The sequence below is a fragment of the Nonomuraea sp. NPDC002799 genome, assembly GCF_053592075.1.
The window spans coordinates 23,540-37,539 of sequence record NZ_JBSFVA010000002.1 but is presented as its reverse complement, the minus strand read 5'-3'; the positions used below and the strand labels follow the sequence as shown (position 1 = coordinate 37,539).

Sequence of the window (14,000 nt, the reverse complement as noted above, 5' to 3'; positions counted from 1 at the left end):
AGGTCATGAGTGCCAGCGACAAGCCCCGGCTAGCTGGCCGGCAACCCTCGCGTCCGCGGCGGGGTGCCCCGGGTGAGGACCTGGTCCGTCGTGCGATGCGGCGGGCAAGCGCGGGCCCATGGCTGCACCAGGGGTCCGATGACCCCCGAGGAGATGCGCCGTGTCCACTCTGACGATCTTCAGCTCCGCTCCCGCCCAGGCCGCGGAAGAGACCTCCGCCGTCACGAGCCGGCCGATCCCGGCCGTGCTCGGCGCCGACCTGGAGGTCCCGGTCAAGGGCGGCAGGCTGGTCGGCTACGCCAACCTCGACTACGCCGCCAGCGCCCCCTGTCTGGAGCCGGTCAGCGCCGCCGTCGCCGCCGCGCTCCCGGCCTACTCCAGCGTCCACCGCGGCGCGGGCTACGCCTCCCAGCTCACCACCGCCCGGTACGAGCAGGCCCGCCACACGGTCAGGGCCTTCGTCGGCGCCCGCCCCGACGACGCCGTCATCTTCACCCGCAACACCACCGACGCCACGAACCTCCTGGCCCGCTGCCTGCCCGAGGGCACGACGGCCGTGGTCTTCGACACCGAGCACCATGCCTCGCTGCTGCCCTGGGGCACGTCCGTGCGCCTGGCGCCGCCCGCCTTCCCCGGCGAGGCCGTGCGCGCCGCCGACGAGGCGCTGGCCGGGATCGACGGGCCGAAGCTGCTCGTGGTCACCGCCGCCTCCAACGTCACCGGCGAGTTGTGGCCCATCGCCGCCCTGGCCCACATCGCGCATCGGCACGGGGCCAGGATCCTGGTGGACGCCGCGCAGCTCGTACCGCACCGGCGGCTCAACCTGACCGCGCTCGACCTCGACTACGTGGCCTTCTCCGGCCACAAGCTGTACGCGCCCTTCGGGGCGGGAGTGCTGATCGGGCGGCGGGACTGGCTGGCCGACGGCGAGCCGTACCTCAAGGGCGGCGGCGCCGTGCGGGCCGTGACCGACACCGTCGAGTGGCACGACGACCCCGAGCCGCGGCACGAGGCGGGCACCCCGAACGTCCTGGGCGCCATCGCGCTGGCCGCCGCCTGCGACGCCCTCACCGCCACCGGCTGGACCGAGCTGGTGCGCGAGGAGGAGCGGCTGATCGCCCGGCTGCGGTCAGGGCTGGCCTCGATCGAGGGTGTGCACGAGCTGTCGTTGTGGGGGGACGACCATCCGCGGGTCGGCATCGTCTCGTTCACGGTGGACGGGCACTCGGCCCGCGCGGTGGCCGAGGTGTTGTCCGGCGAGTACGGCATCGGCGTGCGGGACGGGAAGTTCTGCGCGCATCCGTTCGTCCGGCACCTGCTCGGTGAGAGCGATGGGGGTTGCGAGGACGACACCGCCTCCGCGGTCCGGGCCTCGATCGGCATCGGGAGCACGCAGGAGCACGTGGACCGGCTGATCGAGGCACTGCGCGACCTCGTCGCCCGCTGAGCCCGAGCTTTTATCAGCGGTTCGGCGGCTTCGGAGGCTTCTGCGGCTCGTCGGACACCAGGGCGTCGATGTCCCGCATGTCCTCGTCGTTGAGCTTGCCGGACGACCTGGGCTCCGTCGGCTGCCTCGGCACCTCCGGTGTCGCCTCCGCCGTGGCCGGCCGCGCCGGCGTCATGGGACCGCCGGTGTGCGCCGACGTGCGTGGCGCGTGGGCGGCCAGGTCCTCCTCGGCCGCCCTGCGCTCGGCGCGCCGCCGGAAGACCGAGCGGAAGAGGCCGTCGAGCCCGATCCGTCCGCCGCCGAGCGCCAGGAACAGCAGGCTGAGCGCCGCCAGCGCGCCGGGGAACTCCCAGCCGTTGTCAGCGGCCAGCAAGCCGTGCCCCCAGTGCACGAACGCGATCGCCCCGAGCATGTTGATCAGCAGCAGCAAGGCCACCGGCCGGACCAGCAGCCCGAGGATCAAGAAGATGCCGCCGACGGTCTCGACCACGGTCGCGAACCCGGCGGCGAGCTCGGGCATCGGGATCCCCATCTCCCTGAACCCCTGCGTCGTGGCCCCCAGACCGCCCTGCCACTTCTGCCAGCCGTGCGCAACGAAGATCACGCCTGTCACGATTCGCGCGATCAGGGCCGCGATATCAAACAGAACTCTCTTCATGGTGTTTTCTCCCCCCGTTCCAGGTATTCCTCCCCCTGTCCGGCTTCGGGATGCGCTGCCATAACATTCCTTGACCATGCCCCGTACTGGATCACCACCCGCGACGGTGGCAGCATGGCCGCTATGACGGAACGTGTGGTCGGAATCGGGGCGGGCGCGAAAGAGCTGGCCACCGAGGACATGATCCTCAACATCGGCCCGCAACACCCGTCGACGCACGGCGTGCTGCGGCTCCGGCTGACCCTCGACGGCGAGCGCATCGCCAGTGCGGAGCCGATCATCGGCTACATGCACCGCGGCGCGGAGAAGTTGTTCGAGGTCCGCGACTACCGTCAGATCATCATGCTGGCCAACCGGCACGACTGGTTGTCGGGGTTCGCGAACGAGCTGGGCGTGGTGCTGGCCGCCGAGCGTCTGCTGGGCATGGAGCCGCCGGTGCGGGCCGTGTGGGCGCGTACGCTGCTGGCCGAGCTCAACCGGGTGCTCAACCACCTGATGTTCCTCGGCTCCTATCCCCTGGAGCTGGGCGCGATCACGCCGCTGTTCTACTCCTTCAACGAGCGTGAGCGCATCCAGGCCGTCATGGAGGAGATCTCCGGCGGGCGCATGCACTACATGTTCAACCGCGTCGGGGGGCTCAAGGAGGACCTGCCGCTGGGCTGGCTCGACCGGGTGGCGGAGGCGGTCGCGGAGACCCGCCGCCGCGTGCCCGACATCGAGAACCTCATCCTGCACAACGAGATCTTCGTCGCCAGGACGAAGGGCGTGGGCGTGCTCTCCCGCGAGCAGATCATGCAGTACGGCGCCAGCGGCCCCATCGCCCGTGCCTCCGGCGTCGACTTCGACCTGCGCCGCGACGACCCCTACCTCGCCTACTCCGAGTTGCCGGTCAGGGTCGTCACCCGGAGCGCCGGCGACTGCCATTCCCGCTTCGAGGTGCTCATGGAGCAGCTCAAGGTCTCGCTCGACCTGGCCGACGCCTGCGTCGAACGCCTGCGCTCGCTGCCTCCTGGGCCGATCAACCAGCGGTTGCCGAAGGTGCTCAAGGTGCCCGAGGGGCACACGTACGCGTGGACCGAGAACCCGCTCGGCATCAACGGCTACTACCTCGTCTCCAAGGGCGACAAGACCCCGTGGCGGCTCAAGCTCCGCTCGGCCTCCTACAACAACATCCAGGTGCTGCGCGAGATGTTGCCCGGCCATCTGGTCGCCGACATGGTGGCCATCCTCGGCTCGATGTTCTTCGTCGTGGGTGACATCGACAAGTGACCGCCGAACGCGACAAGTACGTCGACTGGCTCCGCGCCCTGAGCCTGATCGTCGTGGTCGTCTGGCACTGGGCGTTCACGATCCTGGAGTGGAAGGACCACGGCCCCGAGCCCACCAGCCCGCTGGGCTTCACCTCGGGCCTGTGGATCCTCACCTGGCTGCTGCAGGTGCTGCCGCTGTTCTTCTACGTCGGCGGCCACGTGCACCTGCTGTCCTGGCACCGGGCCAAGCAGCGCGGGGTCGGCATCGGGGCGTTCGTCTGGCGGCGCATCCGCGCGTTGTCGTTACCCGCGCTCTTCCTGTCCGGCGTGTGGGTCGCCATCGGGGCCGTGGTCACGTACGTGTCCGGCGTCGACTGGATGTGGCGGGTCGTGCTGCTCGTCCTCAGCCCGCTCTGGTTCCTCGGCGTCTACCTGGTGCTGATCGCGCTGCTGCCGGTGGCCCTGTGGCTGCACCGGCGCTACGACGTCCTGGCCCTGATCTGGCTCGGCGGCGCGTCCCTGGTGGTCGACGTCCTGCGCTTCCGGTACGGGCTCGACGGGGCGGGCTGGCTCAACATGATCCTCATCTGGGGCCTGGCCCACCAGGCCGGCTTCTTCTACGAGCGGGTCGTCATCCTGCCCAGGCGCTATGACGTCGCCCTGCTCTGGACCGGCCTGTTCGCGCTGTTCGGGCTGGTCTACTCCGGCGTCTACCCGGGCTCGATGGTGGGCGTGCCCGGCGACAAGTGGTCCAACATGGCGCCGCCCACGTTCGTGATCGTGGCCCTGCTGCTGTTCCAGATCGGGCTGGTGGAGGTGCTGCGCCCGTCGATGGAGCGGGTGCTGGAGCGGCCCCGCTGGCGCCGGGTGAACGCCTTCATCAACCGGTACGCGCTGCCGTTGTTCCTCTTCCACACCACCGGCATGGCCATCGCCCTGGGGTTGTCGTGGTGGCTGCTGGGCTCACTGGACACCAAGATCCCGCCGGACCTCACCTGGTGGCTGGAGCGGCCCATCGCCATCGTCGGCCCGCTGATCTGCACCCTGCCGGTCATCTACCTCTTCGGCCGGCGCCGGACGCCCGAGCCGGCGGCTTCGGAGCGCGGCTAGTCGGACCGGGGCTCGTCGGGGTCCTTCGGGATGCGGCAGGCGTTCTCCAGGTAGAGGGCGGCGCAGATCAGCACCACGCAGGACACGAAGGAGCCCGTCGCGATGAAGAACTCCTGCCGTGGCGTCTCCCGGTCGAGGATCTGCACCGTGTAGAGGGCGAATCCGGCGAACACCCCGCCGAACGCCGCCCCCGCGTAGGCCGACGCCTTCGCCAGGGCCGCCAGCCGGGCCACGGCCAGCGGCTCCACCGGCTTGGTGTCCGGCTTTCTGGCGATCCTGGCCTTGGTCGCCCAGGCGCTGTAGCCCTCGCCGATGGCCAGCAGCAGCACGGTCGGGATCGCGGTCCACGGCATGAGCGGCAGGTCGGAGTAGACGCGCGTGAGCAGCGCCCACGTCAGCAGCGCGACGATGACGAGGATGCCGGCCAGGCGGCCGGGGTGGGTGGGCCTCAATCGGGCCTCTGCAGTCTCAGGTCGTCGCGGCGGCGCACGCCGTGCCTGTCGAGCCCTTCGAGCAGCTCGGTGACCACGCCGCGACCGGGTACCGCGCCCTCGGGATCGACGTCTGACCACGGCACGAGCACGAAGGCGCGTTCGTGCGCGCGCGGATGCGGCAGCGTCAGGTCGAGGTCGGTGCAGAAGGTGTCGCCCACGACGATCAGGTCGACGTCGAGGGTGCGCGGCCCCCACAACTCGGCGCGGACCCGCCCGAAGGCGTTCTCGACGCTCAGGGCCCGCTCCAGCAGCGTGCGCGGGGGGAGGGCGGACTCGGCGATCACGACCGCGTTCAGATAGGGGTCCTGGCCGGGGGGCCCGCCGACCGGATCGGTCTCATAGACGGGGGACGCCTTGACGAACTCCAGCCCGGGCGCGTCGAACAGCGTGTCCACGGCGCCCTGCAGCGTCTGGAACCGTTGCCCGAGATTGCTGCCCAGAGCGAGGACGACCTTCATGCGCGGCTCCGCTCGATAGTCACGACCACGTCGTCGAACGGCAGCGGGATGGGCGCCGCCGGTTTGTGCACGCTCACCTCGGCCTTGCGCACCAGCTCGCTGGCCAGGCACACGTCGGCCAGGCGCTGCGCGAGCGTCTCGATCAGCTCCACGGGCTCGCCCGCGACCACGTCGGCCAGCGCCTGCGCCAGCTCGCCGTAGTGCACGGTCTTGGAGAGGTCGTCGGTGGCCGCCGCCGGCGCGGTGTCGAGGTAAAGCGTCGCGTCCACCACGAACTCCTGCCCGAGCTCCCGCTCGGCCGCGAGCACACCGTGTCTCCCCCTGGCCCGCAGGCCCTTGAGGACGATGCGATCAGTGCTCAAGCTCGCCTTCCTCCTCCTCGTCGTCGTCTCCCTGGAGCACCGGCGAGCCGTGGTGCATCCACAACCGCCAGCCCTGCGACGTGCGGAGGTAGACGTTGCTGGCCACCACCTTGCCCGCGGCGAAGCTGGACTCACCCTCCTCGCCGGCCGTGAGGATGTTCTCCACACAGGTGAGGACGGCCACGTCGCCCAGCACGGTCGTGTTGACGTCGGTCAGCACGAACTGGATGTAGGTGGTGTTGGCCATGATCAGCGCCCACGACCGCAACACCTCCGACCGGCCCGTCAGCAGCGTCCAGCCCGGATGTACGCAGCTCACCTGCTCGTCGGCGGCGTCCTCGGCCCAGATCTCGGTCATCTTGTCGAGATTGGCGTTCTCTATCGCCGTGTAGAACTCCTGGTTGACCGTCTCGATCGCGGACGTGTCGACGCTCATGTGTTGGCTCCGGCTCTTTTCCATGCGGCCGCCACGCGCACGGCATCGGCGTTGGGACCTACCTCGTGGACGCGCACGCACCAGGCCCCCGCGTGCGCGGCCAGCGCGGTCACGGCCAGCGTGGCGTCGTCGCTGCGGCTGAACGGCCGTGGTGTGCCGTCGGGATCGGCCAGCAGCCGCCCCAGGAACCGCTTGCGCGACGCCCCGATGAGCAACGGGAAGCCCATCTCGGTGAGCTGCGGGATCCCGGCCAGCAGCGCCCAGTTGTGCTCGGCGTTCTTGGCGAAGCCGAGGCCCGGGTCGAGCACGATCTGCTCCTCCGTGACGCCTTCGGCCAGCACCAGATCGACGCGTTTGCCCAGCTCCTCGCGCACCTCGGTGACCACGTCGGCGTAGACCGCGCGGGAATACATGTCATGGCTGTGGCCCCGCCAGTGCATGACCACATAACGGACGCCGGTGGCCGCGACCACGCGCGGCATCTCGGGGTCGGCCAAGCCGCCGCTCACGTCGTTGACCAGCCGGGCTCCCGCCTCGACCGCCGCCTTGGCGACCTCGGCCCGCATCGTGTCGACGCTGACCGCCACGCCCTCGGCGTCGAGCGCCGCGATCACCGGGACGACCCGGGCCAGCTCCTCCTCCAGCGACACGCGGGCCGAGCCGGGGCGGGTGGACTCACCGCCCACGTCGACGATGTCGGCGCCCTCCTCGACGAGCGCGAGGCCATGCCTGATCGCGGCCGCCTCGTCGAACCACAGGCCGCCGTCGGAGAACGAGTCCGGGGTCACATTGACCACACCCATGACAAGGCACCGCTCCGCACCACCCGGCACGTTGATGGGCACGCTAGTCATGGGCCAAGCCTAGGCGCTCCCCCACACCTGCTGACATCTCGGGTCCCCAGTTGGAGATAACGATCCTCACCGGCGGATGATCAGCGCCATCGCCTCGGAGCGGGTCTTGTCGCTGGTCCGGAAGTCGCCGCGGACCGCCGAGGTCACGGTCTTGGCGCCCGGTTTGCGGACGCCCCGCATCGTCATGCACAGATGCTCGGCCTCGACCACCACGATCACCCCGCGCGGCTCCAGCACCCGCATGAGCGCGTCCGCGATCTGGGACGTCATGCGCTCCTGGACCTGGGGCCGGCGGGCGAACACGTCGACCAGGCGGGCCAGCTTGGACAGACCCGTCACCTGGCCGCGCTCGTTGGGGATGTAGCCGACGTGGGCCACCCCGTGGAACGGGACCAGGTGGTGCTCGCAGGTCGAGTAGACCTCGATGTCCCTGATCAGCACCATCTCGTCGTGATCGACGTCGAACACCTTGTTGAGCACGTCTTCAGGGGTCTGGCCGAGCCCGGAGAACTGCTCGGCCATCGCCCTGGCGACGCGGGAGGGCGTGTCGAGGAGGCCGTCGCGGTCGGGATCCTCGCCGATGGCGTAGAGGATCTCGCGCACGGCCTTCTCGATCCGTCCCGAATCCACGTCGTAATGCGTCACGCAGGGTCCCCCGAGGGAAGAGCGTCCTGATGTCCCATGCCGAGCGAGCCGTTGGCCGACTGCTCCTTCGGGGTCAGGATGGGCGGGCGGTCGGAGGGGAGGCGCTTGCCGTAACCCGCGTAGGACGGGCGGTGCGCCCTGATCACCACGGGCTCGAAGATGCCCAGCACCTGGTCGCGGGAGAGGGTCTCCTTCTCCATGAGCTCCAGGACCAGGTTGTCGAGCACGTCGCGGTATTCGACCAGGATGTCCCACGCCTGGTCGTGCGCCGTCTCGATCATCCGGCGGACCTCCTCGTCGATCGTGGAGGCGATCTTCTCGGAGTAGTCGCGCTCGTGGCCCATCTCACGGCCCAGGAACACCTCGGCGTTGCCGCTGCCGAACTTGCGCGCGCCCAGCTGCTCGCTCATGCCGTATTCGACCACCATGCGGCGGGCGACGGCCGTGGCCTTCTCGATGTCGTTGGAGGCGCCGGTGGTGGGCTCGTGGAAGACGAGCTCCTCCGCCGCGCGGCCGCCGAGCAACATCGCGAGCTGGTCCATCATCTCCGACCTGGTGGCCAGGAACTTGTCCTCCATCGGCAACGTCATCGTGTAACCGAGGGCGCGGCCGCGGGACAGGATCGTGATCTTGTGAACCGGGTCGGAGTTGGGCAGCGCGTGCGCCACCAGCGCGTGACCGCCCTCGTGGTAGGCGATCATCTTCTTTTCCTTGTCCGACATGACCCGCGACTTGCGCTCGGGCCCGGCCATGACACGGTCGATCGACTCCTCGAGGAGCTCCATCGAGATCAGCTTCTGGTCGGCCCGCGCGGTGAGCAGGGCGGCCTCGTTGATCACGTTGGCCAGGTCGGCGCCGGTGAACCCAGGGGTCCGGCGCGCGATGACGTCGAGGTCGACGTCGGGCGCGAACGGCTTGCCGCGGCCGTGGACCTTGAGGATGCCCTTACGGCCCTCCAGGTCGGGACGGTCGACGGTGACCTGCCGGTCGAACCGGCCCGGACGCAGCAGCGCCGGGTCGAGGATGTCGGGCCGGTTGGTCGCGGCGATGAGGATCACGCCGCCCTTGACGTCGAAGCCGTCCATCTCGACGAGGAGCTGGTTGAGGGTCTGCTCACGCTCGTCGTGACCGCCGCCCAGGCCGGCGCCGCGGTGACGGCCGACGGCGTCGATCTCGTCGATGAAGATGATCGCCGGAGCGTTGGCCTTCGCCTGCTCGAACAGGTCGCGGACCCGCGAGGCGCCGACGCCGACGAACATCTCGACGAAGTCGGAACCGGAGATCGAGTAGAACGGCACGCCGGCCTCACCCGCGACCGCGCGGGCCAGCAGGGTCTTGCCGGTGCCGGGCGGGCCGTACAGCAGCACGCCCTTGGGGATCTTGGCGCCGATCGCCTGGAACTTGGCCGGGGCCTGCAGGAACTCCTTGATCTCCTGGAGCTCCTCGATGGCCTCGTCAGCGCCCGCGACGTCGGCGAACGTCGTCTTGGGGGTGTCCTTGGTGATGAGTTTGGCCTTCGACTTGCCGAAGTTCATCACCCGGGAGCCGCCGCCCTGCATCTGGTTCATGATGAACAGGAAGATGAGGACGATGATGACGATGGGAAGGAAGCTGATCAGGATGCTGACCAGGAAGTTTTCCTTCGGCACCTCGGTGTTGAAGCTCTTGGTCTTGCCTGCCTCGACCTGTGCCTGCAGCTCATCGGTCAGCTTGCTGCCATAACCGGTGACCCAATCAGACTGGATCATCTTGGTCGGCGTGTCACCGGGCTTGACCGTGACCGGGTTGACGAGCGTCAACTGGATCCGGTTGTCCTTGTCCGTGACCACGGCGTTGCTGACATTTCCGGCGCGAATCTGCTGAAGAACCAGGGACGTGTCGGCCTGCTTGTAATTGCCGCCACCACTCCAGAGCTGAGTGACGAGCAGGAGCAGCACGACGATGCCCAGGATCCACAGCAGTGGCCCACGTGTAAATCGCTTGAGATCCATCCGATGCGGAACCCCTTGCGGGCCCGTCCCTTCCTGACCATGGCCTGGAAACCCCGGGAAACCCCGGGGCCGCGGCATCCGACACCGCGACTTCTGACTACCCGAAGGGGACGCTAGGTCACCCTCCCGAAGTCTGAAGGTACACCGGCACAGGAGACGGAGGGACCCGCCCGCTACACCGGTCTTGCCCTATCAACGTACGTCACGTAGGGCGATGTTCCCGGCCAGCCCGGAAACGCTACTTATATACGTGCGGCGCGAGAGTGCCGATGAACGGCAGGTTGCGGTATCGCTCCGCGTAGTCGAGCCCGTAACCGATGACGAACTCGTTGGGAATGTCGAACCCGACGTATTTCACCTCGATCGGCACCTTGAGCGCGTCGGGTTTGCGGAGCGCGGTGCAGATCTCCAGCGAGGCCGGATTGCGGGACTTCAGGTTTTCCAGCAGCCAGTGCAGCGTCAGGCCCGAATCGATGATGTCCTCGACGATCAGCACGTGGCGGTTGAGGATGTCGGTGTCCAGGTCTTTCAGCACGCGCACCACGCCGGAGGACTTGGTGCCCGCGCCGTAGGACGACACCGCCATCCAGTCCATCTGCACAGGCACGTGCAAGGCCCTGGCCATGTCGGCCATCACCATGACGGCGCCCTTCAACACGCCCACGAGCAGGACGTCCTGGCCCGCGTAATCCTCGTCGATCCGCCCGGCAAGCTCTTTGATCTTGGCCTGGAGCTCGTCCTCCGGAATGAGAACCCGCTCAAGGTCCTTGCCCATGTCGGCAGCGTCCACGTGTGGTTCCTTACGCGATAGGACTGATGGCGAGTATCAGGGTGCCATACCGCCGGACAGCGGTCAGACCCCCCGGCAGGTCGACCGCCTTCTGCCCGTGCCACCGCGTGACCAGCCGATCCACGGCCAGCACGTGCGTGGCCGAGAGGGCTCCGGACGGGGCTCCGGCGGCGATGGCGGCTCGCCGCAGCACCCGCCGCCTGACGGCGTCGGGCAGCTTCTCCAGCTCCGGTACGGCGAGGGTCGTCGGGCCGTCGATATCGCTAAGAGCGCAATCCTGGAATGCCGATTCGGCCCACTGATCGAGGGCGTCGGCATCCTCGCGGGCCATCCCCGCGGTCCTCGCGAGCGCCTGCGCCACCCCCGGGCCGAGCTCCTCCTCCAGGACGGGCAGGACCCTGCCGCGCACGCGGACCCGCGTGTAGCGGGGGTCCGCGTTGTGCGGGTCGTCCCAGGGCGTGAGGCCGAGCGCCTCGCAGACCTGGACCGTGGTGGACCTGGGGATGGCGAGGAACGGGCGGCGGTAGCGGCCGGCCCGCGCGGCCATGCCGGAGAGCGAACGGGGGCCGCTGCCTCGGGCCAGGCCGAGGAGGACCGTCTCGGCCTGGTCGTCCCTGGTGTGGCCGAGGAGGACCGTGACCGCCTGGAGCCGGTCGGCGGCCTGCGCCAGTGCGGCGTATCTGGCGTCTCTCGCCGCGGCTTCCGGGCCGCCCGCCGTGCCGACCGTGACGGTGAGGATCTCCGCCGGGGTGAGGCCGAGTCCGGACGCCTGGGCGAGCACCGTGCCCGCCCGGCCGGCCGAGCCGGGCTGGAGCCGGTGGTCCACGGTGAGCAGGCCGGCGCGCAGTCCCATCCTGGGGGCCACGAACGCCAGGGCCGCCGCCAGGGCCAGGGAGTCGGCTCCGCCGCTGCAGGCGGCCAGGACCAGCGCGTCGTGGTCCAGGTCCCCCAGGGCTTCGCGCACTGCCCGGCGGACGTCGGCTACGGCTGGATGTGGGCCCACGGATGCCATTGTCGCGGGTCCCCGCCGCTCGCGCGGCCAGCGCCCCCGACGGGCGGCCCTTTCTGGGCGCGCCCGGCCGGGGCGGCGGGAGAGCGCCCAGGTGGCGGGCGCTCGGAAGGGTCAGGCCGGGAGCGCCGGGGTGCCGATGACGCGGCTGATCCAGGCGTCCGGGTCGGCGATCTCCGAGATCGTGGGCAACGACTCGGGAGAGGTCCAGATCTTGTTGAAGCCGTCCATCCCCACCCGCTCGACCACGGTGCGCACGAAGGCGGAGCCCTCGGCGTACTGCTTCATCTTGACCTCGATCCCCAGCAGCCGCCGCACCGTGCGGTCGAGCCGGGAGCCGCCCTCGCGCCGGTGGGCGAACTTGGCGCGGATGTCGGCCACCGAGGGCACCACCGACGGGCCCACCGCGTCCATGACGTAGTCGCCGTGGCCTTCCACGAGGGTCATCACGGCCGTCAGGCGGTCGAGGATCTCCTTCTGCTGCGGCGACTGGATGGCGTCGATCAGGCTGCCCTCGCCGCCGCGCACCACCTCGGCCACCGTGTCGGCGGCGGTGCGAAGGCGTTCGAGCAGGGTGGGCAGGTCGAGGTCGGAGGCGAGCAGGAACTCGGTCATCTGCGAGCGCACGTATTCGCGCAACCACGGCACCCCGGTGAACTGCACCCGGTGCGTCTCCTCGTGGAGGCAGACCCACAGGCGGAAGTCGTGCGGGTCGACGCCCATCTCGCGCTCGGCGTGGACGATGTTGGGGGCCACGAGGGTCAGCCGGCCGGCCGCCTCCTGACCCGTCGGGTCGGGCGGGAGGAACAGCTCGTACTGCCCCAGCACCCGCGAGGACAGGAAGGCCAGGACCGCCCCGACCTCCACGCCCGTGATGCGGGAGCCCACGGCCGTGACGATGGCCGGCGGCTGGTTGGGGCCACTGCCTATGCGCTGCGTCAGCGGCTCCAGCACCACGCGGAAGCCCTCGACGTTGGCCTTGATCCAGCCCGGCCGGTCGACGATGCTCGCGGGCTGCGGCGCCGCCTCTGTATGGATTTTCGTGAACTCGCGCACGTGGCCCTCGGCCTCACGCGACAGGGTGCGGAGCTCGGTGACGGCCTGCCTGGCCTCCTCCCGGCTCACCTGAGGACCGGGGCGCACCAGGCGCGTACCGGTCGTGACGGCCAGATCCCAGTCGATCACCTGCATACCGTCCACCGTACGTGGTTCTGGTCGAGGCTGCGAAGAAGCACGATCAGGACCGCGCGACGAGGGCCGCGAGCCGGTCGAGCACGGGCTCGGCGGTGCCGGGCACGTGGTCGGCCATGAACGCGAACGTGACCAGCCGCCCGTCCTTCGTCGTGGCCATGCCCGCCAGCGTGTTGACGTTGTTCAGGGTGCCGGTCTTGGCGCGGACGAGGCCCACCTGCCCCCTGCTGTCGCTCGCGGTGAAGCGCCGGCCGTTGCCGAGCGTGCCGGAGAAGCCCGCGACCGGCATGCCGGAGGCGATGGCGTGCAGGCCGGGGTGGTCGGCGGAGCCGGACATGGCGATGAGCTTGGCCAGGGCGCTGGGGCTGATGCGGTTGCGGGGGGACAGGCCGCTGCCGTCGGAGAGCGCGACGCCCTGGGCGGCGCCGAGCCGCTGGAGCACCCCGGTGACCGCCTTGGACCATCCGGCGTACGACGCCTCCTGGCCCTCCTTGATGGCGACGTGCCTGGCCAGGGCCTCGGCGAGGTCGTTGTCGCTGCGGGTCAGCGTGTGCTCGACCAGGGCGTAGAGGGGGGCCGAGTCGACCCTGGCCAGCTCGGCGGCGCCCGCGGGGGCCTTGGCCGCGCGGACGGACCTCGACACGGCGATGCCCTGCTTGGCGAGGAGTCCGGCGAAGGCGGTGGCGGCGTGCTGGGGCGGGTTGGCGACGCGGGGCGCGTTGTAGCGCGGGTTCTGGCGGCCCTCGTCCATGGTCAGGGCATAGGTGGGGGCGACCTCGCCGTCGGGGATGTAGTTCGGCTTCCAGCCCGGCGCGATCGGGGTGCCGGCGAAGAGCGAGGCGTCGTAGGAAAGGGTGACTTTCTTCACGCCCTTGGCCTTCAGCGCGGCCGCCGTGCGGGCGGCCAGCGTGGTGAGGCTGGCCTGCTTCGGGTATCCCTGCCGGGCCGACGGGCCCGCCAGGAACGGGTCGCCGCCACCCACGAGGACCACGCCGCCGGGCTGCGTGCCCTGGACGACCCTGGTGGACAGGCGGGTGTCAGGGCCGAGTGAGGCCAGGGCCGCGGCGCAGGTGACGATCTTCGTCGTGGAGGCCGGGACGATGGGGGTGTCGGCGTTGGAGGCGAAGACGCGTTCGCCGGTGACCGTGTCGAGCACGACCGCGCCCACCCGATCGCCGAGCGCATCGTCACCCAGGGCGCGGGTGAGCTGCTGCGTCAAAGTACCCTTGGTAGGGAGAGGTCCGTCTTCTGACTTCGCCGCAAGCTGGGCCAGCACTGGTCCTGCGGTGACCACGGAGGCGGAGG

Annotated in this window: 15 protein-coding genes and 1 riboswitch; of the genes, 3 read left to right on the top strand and 12 right to left on the bottom strand. The window is 70.0% G+C overall.

Going from position 1 to position 14,000, the window contains the following annotated elements; genetic code table 11:
- Nucleotide 1: 1 nt before the first annotated feature.
- A riboswitch (SAM riboswitch) is annotated at nt 2-117 on the top strand.
- Nucleotides 118-160: 43 nt separating this feature from the next.
- On the top strand, nt 161-1,447 hold the full coding sequence (locus ACWD0F_RS04065; protein ID WP_449872420.1) for an aminotransferase class V-fold PLP-dependent enzyme: 1,287 nt from the start codon (nt 161-163) through the stop codon (nt 1,445-1,447).
- Nucleotides 1,448-1,460: 13 nt separating this feature from the next.
- Here the strand turns inward: ACWD0F_RS04065 and ACWD0F_RS04060 are convergent, their stop codons facing one another.
- Nucleotides 1,461-2,105, bottom strand: coding sequence for a DoxX family protein (locus ACWD0F_RS04060; protein WP_449872419.1), 645 nt, complete (start codon nt 2,103-2,105; stop codon nt 1,461-1,463).
- A 123-nt stretch (nt 2,106-2,228) separates the two neighbouring features.
- On the opposite strand from ACWD0F_RS04060, the gene ACWD0F_RS04055 reads away from it, so the two are divergent.
- Entirely contained in the window at nt 2,229-3,374 is a 1,146-nt protein-coding gene (locus ACWD0F_RS04055) for an NADH-quinone oxidoreductase subunit D (RefSeq protein WP_449872418.1), read from the top strand.
- Nucleotides 3,371-4,465, top strand: coding sequence for an acyltransferase family protein (locus tag ACWD0F_RS04050; protein ID WP_449872417.1), 1,095 nt, complete (start codon nt 3,371-3,373; stop codon nt 4,463-4,465). Before ACWD0F_RS04055 ends, ACWD0F_RS04050 begins: the two co-directional genes overlap by 4 nt.
- On the opposite strand, the gene ACWD0F_RS04045 is transcribed toward ACWD0F_RS04050, so the two are convergent.
- From ACWD0F_RS04045 to dacB, 11 genes are all read right to left on the bottom strand, one after another.
- On the bottom strand, nt 4,462-4,917 hold the full coding sequence (locus ACWD0F_RS04045; protein WP_449872416.1) for a DUF3180 domain-containing protein: 456 nt from the start codon (nt 4,915-4,917) through the stop codon (nt 4,462-4,464). The genes ACWD0F_RS04050 and ACWD0F_RS04045 overlap by 4 nt on opposite strands.
- Nucleotides 4,914-5,417, bottom strand: a complete 504-nt coding sequence (gene folK, locus ACWD0F_RS04040; RefSeq protein ID WP_449872415.1) for a 2-amino-4-hydroxy-6-hydroxymethyldihydropteridine diphosphokinase — start codon at nt 5,415-5,417, stop codon at nt 4,914-4,916. Before folK ends, ACWD0F_RS04045 begins: the two co-directional genes overlap by 4 nt.
- Nucleotides 5,414-5,779, bottom strand: a complete 366-nt coding sequence (folB, locus tag ACWD0F_RS04035; RefSeq protein WP_449872414.1) for a dihydroneopterin aldolase — start codon at nt 5,777-5,779, stop codon at nt 5,414-5,416. Before folB ends, folK begins: the two co-directional genes overlap by 4 nt.
- On the bottom strand, nt 5,769-6,215 hold the full coding sequence (locus tag ACWD0F_RS04030; RefSeq protein WP_449872413.1) for a nuclear transport factor 2 family protein: 447 nt from the start codon (nt 6,213-6,215) through the stop codon (nt 5,769-5,771). Before ACWD0F_RS04030 ends, folB begins: the two co-directional genes overlap by 11 nt.
- Nucleotides 6,212-7,069, bottom strand: coding sequence for a dihydropteroate synthase (folP, locus tag ACWD0F_RS04025; RefSeq protein ID WP_449872412.1), 858 nt, complete (start codon nt 7,067-7,069; stop codon nt 6,212-6,214). Before folP ends, ACWD0F_RS04030 begins: the two co-directional genes overlap by 4 nt.
- A gap of 66 nt (nt 7,070-7,135) precedes the next feature.
- The gene (gene folE / locus ACWD0F_RS04020; protein WP_449872411.1) at nt 7,136-7,714 is read right to left on the bottom strand and encodes a GTP cyclohydrolase I FolE; all 579 of its coding nucleotides are present in this window, start codon (nt 7,712-7,714) and stop codon (nt 7,136-7,138) included.
- Complete coding sequence (ftsH, locus tag ACWD0F_RS04015) at nt 7,711-9,705, bottom strand: ATP-dependent zinc metalloprotease FtsH (protein ID WP_449872410.1); 1,995 nt, start codon at nt 9,703-9,705, stop codon at nt 7,711-7,713. The genes folE and ftsH overlap by 4 nt, the downstream gene beginning before the upstream one ends.
- Nucleotides 9,706-9,943: 238 nt before the next feature.
- Nucleotides 9,944-10,495 (bottom strand): hypoxanthine phosphoribosyltransferase, encoded by a 552-nt coding sequence (hpt, locus tag ACWD0F_RS04010; RefSeq protein ID WP_449872409.1) that lies wholly within the window; start codon nt 10,493-10,495, stop codon nt 9,944-9,946.
- Between the two features lie 10 nt (nt 10,496-10,505).
- Entirely contained in the window at nt 10,506-11,507 is a 1,002-nt protein-coding gene (gene tilS / locus ACWD0F_RS04005) for a tRNA lysidine(34) synthetase TilS (protein WP_449872408.1), read from the bottom strand.
- 111 nt (nt 11,508-11,618) lie between these two features.
- Entirely contained in the window at nt 11,619-12,695 is a 1,077-nt protein-coding gene (locus ACWD0F_RS04000; protein WP_449872407.1) for a zinc-dependent metalloprotease, read from the bottom strand.
- A 46-nt stretch (nt 12,696-12,741) separates the two neighbouring features.
- A complete protein-coding gene (gene dacB / locus ACWD0F_RS03995) occupies nt 12,742-13,914 on the bottom strand; it encodes a D-alanyl-D-alanine carboxypeptidase/D-alanyl-D-alanine endopeptidase (RefSeq protein ID WP_449872406.1) in 1,173 nt (390 codons plus the stop codon).
- Nucleotides 13,915-14,000 lie beyond the last annotated feature (86 nt).

Coding starts and splice junctions, on each gene's coding strand:
- ACWD0F_RS04060 (WP_449872419.1), bottom strand. CDS start 2,105: ATGAAGAGAGTTCTGTTTGATATCGCGGCCCTGATCGCGCGAATCGTG.
- ACWD0F_RS04055 (WP_449872418.1), top strand. CDS start 2,229: ATGACGGAACGTGTGGTCGGAATCGGGGCGGGCGCGAAAGAGCTGGCC.
- folK (WP_449872415.1), bottom strand. CDS start 5,417: ATGAAGGTCGTCCTCGCTCTGGGCAGCAATCTCGGGCAACGGTTCCAG.
- ACWD0F_RS04030 (WP_449872413.1), bottom strand. CDS start 6,215: ATGAGCGTCGACACGTCCGCGATCGAGACGGTCAACCAGGAGTTCTAC.
- folP (WP_449872412.1), bottom strand. CDS start 7,069: ATGACTAGCGTGCCCATCAACGTGCCGGGTGGTGCGGAGCGGTGCCTT.
- ftsH (WP_449872410.1), bottom strand. CDS start 9,705: ATGGATCTCAAGCGATTTACACGTGGGCCACTGCTGTGGATCCTGGGC.
- tilS (WP_449872408.1), bottom strand. CDS start 11,507: ATGGCATCCGTGGGCCCACATCCAGCCGTAGCCGACGTCCGCCGGGCA.
- ACWD0F_RS04000 (WP_449872407.1), bottom strand. CDS start 12,695: ATGCAGGTGATCGACTGGGATCTGGCCGTCACGACCGGTACGCGCCTG.